The following is a 6,813-nucleotide window of genomic DNA, read 5'->3' on the forward strand; positions in this document are numbered from 1 at the left end:
CTGGTCGCCCTGCGCCGCGCCGTCCACAACCGGAAGCCGCTCACCGACCGGTGCTGGAACGACGCCGTCCGCGCCCTGCTGCCGCCCGCCGTCACCGAGGGCGTCCACGCCTGGCTGCGGCTCCGCGAGGAGCACGAGCGGGACCGGACGCGCCTCGCCGAGCAGGTCGAGCACCACGCCCGTACCCGGCACGTCCCGCTGCGGAAGGCCGTGTGCGACCCGGCGTTCCGGTACGGCCTGGTGCTGAGCAGCCCGGATCTCCACGCCGACGTGCGCCGGTGGCTGGCGCGGCCGGAGGAGACGGCCCCGGACCGCCGGCTGGCGCTGCGGCTGACCAAGTACCTGTCCCGCATCGCCCTCAAGACCACCCCGTTCAGCACCTTCACCGTCAGCGGCCTGGGGAGCTGGCGGGACGGGCCGGCGGAAGACGCGGCCCCTCCGGCGGTGCGGACCGTGGCGGAGGTGAACATCTGGGTCCTGCAGCAGTTCGTCCGGGAGCTCTCCCGGCATCCCGCACTGGCCCCCGGGATCCGACTGCGGCTCAGCCCGGCCGCGCTGCGCACCGGCGACCGGTGGGAGTTCCTCGGCCCCGGTCCCGACGAGCCGCTGCGCGGCCTGGCCGCGTCGCCGCCGGTCGCGGCGTGCGTGGCGGCGGTGGCCGGTGGGCGGACGCGGGCGGAGGCGGCCCGCCGCGTCGCGGAGCTGACCGGGGGCACCCCGGAGGCGGCCACCGCCTACCTGGACAAGCTGGTCGAGCTGGGCCTGCTGGAGGCCGAACGGCCCTTCCCCGACCAGGACCCCGACCCGCTGGGAGCGCTCAGGGCCTGGGTGGCGGGCGCCGGCCCGGCCCTGGCCGCCCTGGACGCCGAACTCGCCGCCCTCGCCGGGCACCTGGCCGCGTACCCCGGGCTCACCGACCCGGAGGACCGGCTCGCGCGCGTCCGGGACGTCGAGGCGACGCTGCGCCGCGTCGCGGCCCTCACCGGCCCGGACGGGGTCGCGCTGCCCGGCAAGAACAGCATCGTCGAGAACGCCCTGCTGGTCCCGGCGTCCGCCGGTCTCGACCGGCGGGCCTGGGCACCGGTCCTCCGGGACCTGGACGTCGTACGCCGGTTGCACGGCGTCCTCGACCCCGCCCAGCCGGGACGGATCGCCCTGGCCGACCTCGTAGCCGAGCGCTTCGGGCCCGGGGCGTCGATGCCGTTCCTCGCCTTCCACCGGACGGTGCAGGGCTGGGTGCGCGAGGACCCGGGGCTGCTGGACGTCCTCTCCGTCACCACGCACGGCTACCGGACCCTGACCGGTCACCGGCTGCCACGGCTCAGGGAACTGGCCCGTCTCCGCGCCGAGTTGTGCGCGGAGGCGCTGGAGGGGCGGCCCGACGCGGACGGTGTGCTGCGGCTCGACCCGGACGCGCTCGCCGCCCGCGCCGCCGACTGGCCCGCGTGGCTGCGCCCGCCGGACTCCGTGACGTACTACGGGCAGCCGCTCGGCGACCCGGCGGACCCCGGCTTCGTCGTCAACGCCGTCAACTCCGGCCACGGCCGGGGGCGCGACCGGATCCGCCGGCTGCTCGCCCAGGCCGGGACCGCCGCCGACGCGGACACCGCGCCGCCGCCCGACGGGGTGCTCGTCGCGGACACCTGCCGGCACTACGGCAGCAACGTGGGGCTGCGGTGCACGGCGGTGGCGGACGAGATCGACGTCCCCGGCGGCTGGAGCCGCCGCCCGGCGGAGCACCGGATCCCGCTGAGCGACCTGGAGGTGCGGCACGACCCGGCGGCGGGCCTGCTCGTCCTCCGATCCCGGGCGCGCGGCGCCGAGGTGCGGCCCGTCCACCCCAACCTCATCGCGGAGATGTGGCTGCCGCCCGCCGTCCGGCTGCTCATGCAGGTGTTCGGCGCGACGTCCAACCTGCTGATCCCCGGCCGTCGGATCTTCGGCGACACCTCGCCGTCGCTGGTACGGGAGTTGCGGGCGGAGCCGCGGGTGGTGGTCGGGCGGACGGTGGTGAGCCGCCGCCAGTGGGTGTTCCCCGCCGGCGCCGTCCCCGTGCGGCGGCCCGGCGAGGGCGACGCGCCGTACCTGACGCGCCTCGCCGGCTGGCTGCGCGCGCACGGCATGCCGCGGCGCTGCTTCGTGCGGGCCCTGGACCCGGGCGCGGTGGCGGACGGCAGCGTGTGGCGCGTCAAGGACCGCAAGCCGCTGGCCGTGGACTTCGCCAACCTCCTGCTGGTCGGCCTGTTCGAGCGGATGCTCGCCGAGCCGGACCACGTGCTGTTCCTCCAGGAGGCGCTGCCCGACGCGTCCGGCCTGCCGGACCACGGCGACGGCGCGCCCCGGGTGACCGAATACCTCATCGAGATCAACGGAGGCCGGGATGCCGACCGCTAGTGAACCGCTGTCGCCCGAGGAGGCCGAGGGCGCGGACTGGGTGGCCGCGCACGTCTTCTACGACACCGACCAGGACGGCCTGCTGACCGGCTGCGTCCGCCCGCTGGCCGACGAGCTGACCCGCGCGGGCCTGGTCCGGCGGTCGTTCTTCCTGCGCTACTGGGAGGGCGGGCCGCACGTGCGGTTGCGCCTGCTGCCCGCCCGCCGCGCGGACCGGGCCGAGGTCGAGCGGCTGGCCGGCGAGCGGATCCGCGCCCACCTGGCGCGCTTCCCCGCACCCGACGTGGTGGACCGCTCCCGGTTCGAGGGAGTGGCCGCCGAACTCGCGGGTCTGGAGGGCCGTCCGGGCCACGACACGGCGGTGCGGCCCAACAACACGGTGGAGTTCCTGCCGTACGAGCGCGAGCACGAGGACTACGGGCACGGGCCCGCCATCGCCGCCGTGGAGCGGCACTTCGCCGACTCCAGCGAGCTGGCCTTCTCCGTGGTGGCGGCCGGCACGACCGTCGAGCAGCGGGCCCTGCTGGCGTTCGACCTGGTCGTCGGGGTGTTCGCGCTGTGCGACGAGATCCGCGGCCGGTGGGCGCGGGCCGGCGGGCCGCCGCTGCCCTTCGGCAGCGGGCCCGAGGCCGAGGACCTCGAACCCCGCTACCGCGCCCAGCGGGAGCCGCTCCGCGAACGCGCCCTGCGCACCTGGCGGGTCGCCGAGGAGGGTGCCGCCCGGCCGGACCAGCGGACCTACTGGCTCGGCTCGGTACGGCGGCTGCGCGACGCCCTGCACGCCCTGGAGGACGCGGGGAGCTTCACCACCGCCTGGACGGAATCCCCGCTGGCCGTCCCCCTCGACCTGGCCGCCACCCGGCACCCGTCCACCAGCCTGGTGCTGCTGCGCTGCGCGCACCTGGTCAACAACCGGCTGGGGCTGACCCTGTGGCAGGAGAACCAGGTGCGGTTCCTGGTGGGCCGGGTGCTCGCCGAGCTCCCCGAAGCGCTGGCCGCCCCGTGAGCCGCCCGGCGCCCCGGTGGCACAGCCTGCACGTCCACCATCACGACGCGGCGGCCGAGCCCGCGCTCGTCCTGGACGGCGTACGCCCGGCGTTCGAGGCCGTGCGGGGGTGGACGCGGGGCGCCTGGTTCGGCCGGCACTGGCTGCGCGGTCCGCACCTGCGCCTCAACTTCCGCGCGCCGGACCCGCTGTGGGAGGCGAGGGTCCGCCCGGTGGTGACGGACGCGATCGAGGCGTACCTGCGCGTCCGGCCGTCCGCCGCACGGCTGGACGAGGCGGCGCTGGGCCCCGTCCACGAACGCCTCGCCGAACTGGAGATGGAGACCGGGCCCCGGCATCCCTGGGTCCCCGACAACACCGTGCTGGAGCGCCCCTACGACCACCGGCTGCCGGTGCTGGGCTCACCGCGGGCGAGCGAGCTGCTGGCCGGCTTCCTCTCCGACACCAACGACCTGGCGTTCCGGATGTACGAGCACCGGGCCGCGGGCGGGTCGACGGCCGCGCTCGCGCTGGACCTGATGTGGACCACCGCGTCGGTGGCGGCGGTTCCGTTCGAGGCCGGCGGGCCGCCGATCGTGCGCGGTTTCCTGTCGCTGCGCTCGCACGCCGACGCGTTCCTCTCCCGCACCCGCGATCCGGCCGCGCAGCGGGCCGCGTTCGACGCCCGCTACGACCGGCAGGCGGCCGCGCTGGGCGCCCGGCTGCGGGCGGTGCGGGAGGCCCTGGACGGGCGGCGGGACGACGTGCCGTTCGTCGCCGACTGGGCCGGGGCGATCCGCCGCCGGCAGCGGATCGCGTACCCCCTGCTGGCCTCCGGCGCGGTGTCGATGCGCGGCGCCGGCCTGGCCCCGAGGCCGCCGGCCCGCCAGGTGAGCGGCTTCCACCGGCTGCTCCAGTCCGGCCACGGCCAGGAGGACTTCCTCTGGACCGACCCCTGGTTCGCGTCCTTCCGCCTGATGATCAACTACCTCTACGTCCACCTCAACCGCCTCGGCCTGGGCCCGGCCGACCGCGCCCTCCTGTGCCACCTGGCGGCCTCCACCGTCGAGACCGTGCACGGCGTCACCGCGGCCGACCTCTTCCGCCGCCACGTCCTCCCGCCGTCCCGGGACCGGGCCCCGGAGTGGCGCCGCCTGGCCGCCGAGTGGGACCACCGGCCGGGGGACGCGGCGGTGGAGCGGCAGGGGTGACGAGGGCGAGCCGGTCCAAGTGACGTCCGCCGCCGGGCTTTTCAAAGCCGGGTGCCGGCTCGGTGCGCGCGCTAAGCTGTGTCGGCTCCGGTGGCCCCAGCGGCCCACCGTGGCGGCAAGCGGTCTGGCGGTGAGGACTTCGCGCCAGGCCGGGGTGACGGTCGCGGGAGGTACGGACCATGGCTCGACGTTCACGGCTGCGGCCGGTCGGGGAGGTGGCGGCGGCCGACTGGGTGGTCGCGGGAGTCGGACCGTTCGGGTCCGGCGTGGGCGGCCTCGTGCCGCGGGGGTTCGAGGCGTACGCGCGGATCCTGCATCCCGCGTCGGCGGCCGACGGCTCCCCGGTGACCTGGGCGCAGGTGGCCGCGTGGGCGGGCAGGACGGTGCATCCCCGGGCGCAGTTCCGGGCGCTCGCCACCCCCGCGTCGGATGTACGGCCGCCGCGGCCCTGGGACGAGGAGCCCGAGCCGGGCACGCTGCCCCCGGTCGCGCTGGCGGCCCTGTGTGACGTCCTGGGCCGGCACACCGCTTCGGGTGACCGCTGCCGGTTCTGCGTCTGGGACGGGTACGGGCCCGCGGCGGACGGCCGCGCGACGGTCTCCTTCACGCCGGAGGAGGGGAACGGTCGACCGGAGCCGGTCCTGCTTCCCCCCGAGTTTCCGGCGGGCGTCGCCGACGGCCCTCGAGTGGAGTTGCCGAACCGCAGCTACGTCCTGCTCGAGGGCCCGCTCGACGCCGCCGGCGAACTGGGGGTGTCCCTCTTCCCCCAGTCGCCCAACCTCTTCTGGCCCGACGACCGGGCCTGGTGTGTCGCGACCGACACCGACCTCGACTCCACCTACCTCGGCGGCTCGGCGGCGCTCGTCACCGACGTGCTGGCGGACGAGCGCCTGGAGGCCGTCCGGGTCGAGGTGACCGACCCCGTGTGGGCGGACAGCGACGAGGTCAACCGCTGACGCCCGGCGGCGTCAGCGCCGCGTCAGCCGCACCTCGTGCGTCAGCTGCACCTCGTCAGGTGCACCTTGGCGGTCTTGGCCGCCATGTTCGCGGTGGGCGGGTTGTAGCCGACCGGCGCGACGATCTTGGCGGCCGACTCGCCCTGGTAGTAGCCGGACCGGCAGACGAGCGCCGCGTTGCCCTTGGCGGCGGCGCGGCCGGTGCTGCCGTATTCCTTGATCTTCGAGCCGTGGTTGCTGAAGAGGCCGACCTTCCCCTTGATCAGCCGCACCGGCTGGGTGCAGGTCACACGGACCCGGACGTTGACCGTGCCCGGCACGTGACCGGAGTGGTGCGGCGCGCCGTGGTTGGCCCCGACGAAGACCATCTCGCAGCGGATGACCCGCCGCGAGGCGGCGGCGGCCTTCTTGTCCTGGCCCTTGCCCTGGCCGGCCGGGTGGAACGTGTACTCCGTCTTGGCGAGGACCCGCTCCGAGTCCGGGCCGGGAGTCGCCGCTCCCGCCGTCGACACGCCGCCGGCGACGGCGATGGCCGTCGCCGCCCCCACGACTCCCGCTCGCAGCGCGAGGCCCGACAGGACGCCCCGTCGTTGTTGCTTCATGTTCTTTGTCTCCTTCCGCTGGTCCCGGTGTCCGATTCGGGCGTGGACCGCCCATCGCGGCGCACCGGTGCTCCGCAGCCCCCGTAAGGAACGCACAAGCCGTCTGATGGCCGGACGTTCGTCCGTCCATGCGTCAAGTGACCACTGGTGGGACGGGTCTTCTTGACGGTGCGCAGGATCGTATACGGCAACTCGTCTGGCGGCAAAGAGCCGTTGGTTCGGTTGAACGCCAGTGCGGAAACGGCGACGGCCAGGAGGGCCGGAGCCCCCGGCGGCGGCCCCGGTCAGGCGGGTGTCCGGGTCTCCGCCGGCATGACTTCGGAGAGTTGGCGGCGGCCGGAGATGCCGAGTTTGCGGTAGGCGCCGGAGAGGTGGAACTCCACCGTCCGGAGGGTGACGAAGAGCCGGCCCGCGATCTCCCTGTTGGTGTGGCCGTCGCGGGCCAGGGAGAGGATGCGCAGTTCCTGCGGGGTGAGGCCGGTCAGGGTCGCCGGTACGGTCTCGCGTTCCTCCGCCGGGCAGAGCTCCCGCCGCGCCGTCGCGATCCGCCGCGCGAGGGGGCGGGCGCCGCAGGCTTCGGCGCCGGCGGACGCGGAGGCGAACGCGGCGCACGCCTCCTCGGTGCGGCCGGCCGCGCCGAGGGCGCGTCCCAGGTCCAGCCGGGC

At 75.8% G+C, this 6,813-nt stretch carries 6 protein-coding genes; 4 read left to right on the forward strand and 2 right to left on the reverse strand.

The genetic code is table 11. From position 1 onward, the window contains the following. The 4 genes from JNW98_RS30690 to JNW98_RS30705 form a co-directional block, all read left to right on the forward strand. On the forward strand, positions 1 to 2,394 hold a 2,394-nt coding region (locus JNW98_RS30690; RefSeq protein ID WP_223771569.1), incomplete at its 5' end, for a lantibiotic dehydratase. After that, a complete protein-coding gene (locus tag JNW98_RS30695) occupies positions 2,381 to 3,400 on the forward strand; it encodes a lantibiotic dehydratase C-terminal domain-containing protein (RefSeq protein WP_223771570.1) in 1,020 nt (339 codons plus the stop codon). The genes JNW98_RS30690 and JNW98_RS30695, both read left to right, overlap by 14 nt. Further along, the gene (locus JNW98_RS30700; protein WP_223771571.1) at positions 3,397 to 4,590 is read left to right on the forward strand and encodes a thiopeptide maturation pyridine synthase; all 1,194 of its coding nucleotides are present in this window, start codon (positions 3,397 to 3,399) and stop codon (positions 4,588 to 4,590) included. The genes JNW98_RS30695 and JNW98_RS30700 overlap by 4 nt, the downstream gene beginning before the upstream one ends. Positions 4,591 to 4,769: 179 nt before the next feature. Next, the gene (locus JNW98_RS30705; RefSeq protein ID WP_223771572.1) at positions 4,770 to 5,546 is read left to right on the forward strand and encodes a hypothetical protein; all 777 of its coding nucleotides are present in this window, start codon (positions 4,770 to 4,772) and stop codon (positions 5,544 to 5,546) included. Positions 5,547 to 5,587: 41 nt separating this feature from the next. Here the strand turns inward: JNW98_RS30705 and JNW98_RS30710 are convergent, their stop codons facing one another. Together JNW98_RS30710 and JNW98_RS30715 are read right to left on the reverse strand one after the other, a co-directional pair. Next, positions 5,588 to 6,148 (reverse strand): hypothetical protein, encoded by a 561-nt coding sequence (locus JNW98_RS30710; protein WP_223771573.1) that lies wholly within the window; start codon positions 6,146 to 6,148, stop codon positions 5,588 to 5,590. A 284-nt stretch (positions 6,149 to 6,432) separates the two neighbouring features. Then, on the reverse strand, positions 6,433 to 6,813 hold a 381-nt coding region (locus JNW98_RS30715; RefSeq protein ID WP_223771574.1), incomplete at its 5' end, for a helix-turn-helix transcriptional regulator.

The sequence above is a fragment of the Streptomyces huiliensis genome, assembly GCF_020037025.1.
Taxonomy (GTDB): domain Bacteria; phylum Actinomycetota; class Actinomycetes; order Streptomycetales; family Streptomycetaceae; genus Streptomyces; species Streptomyces huiliensis.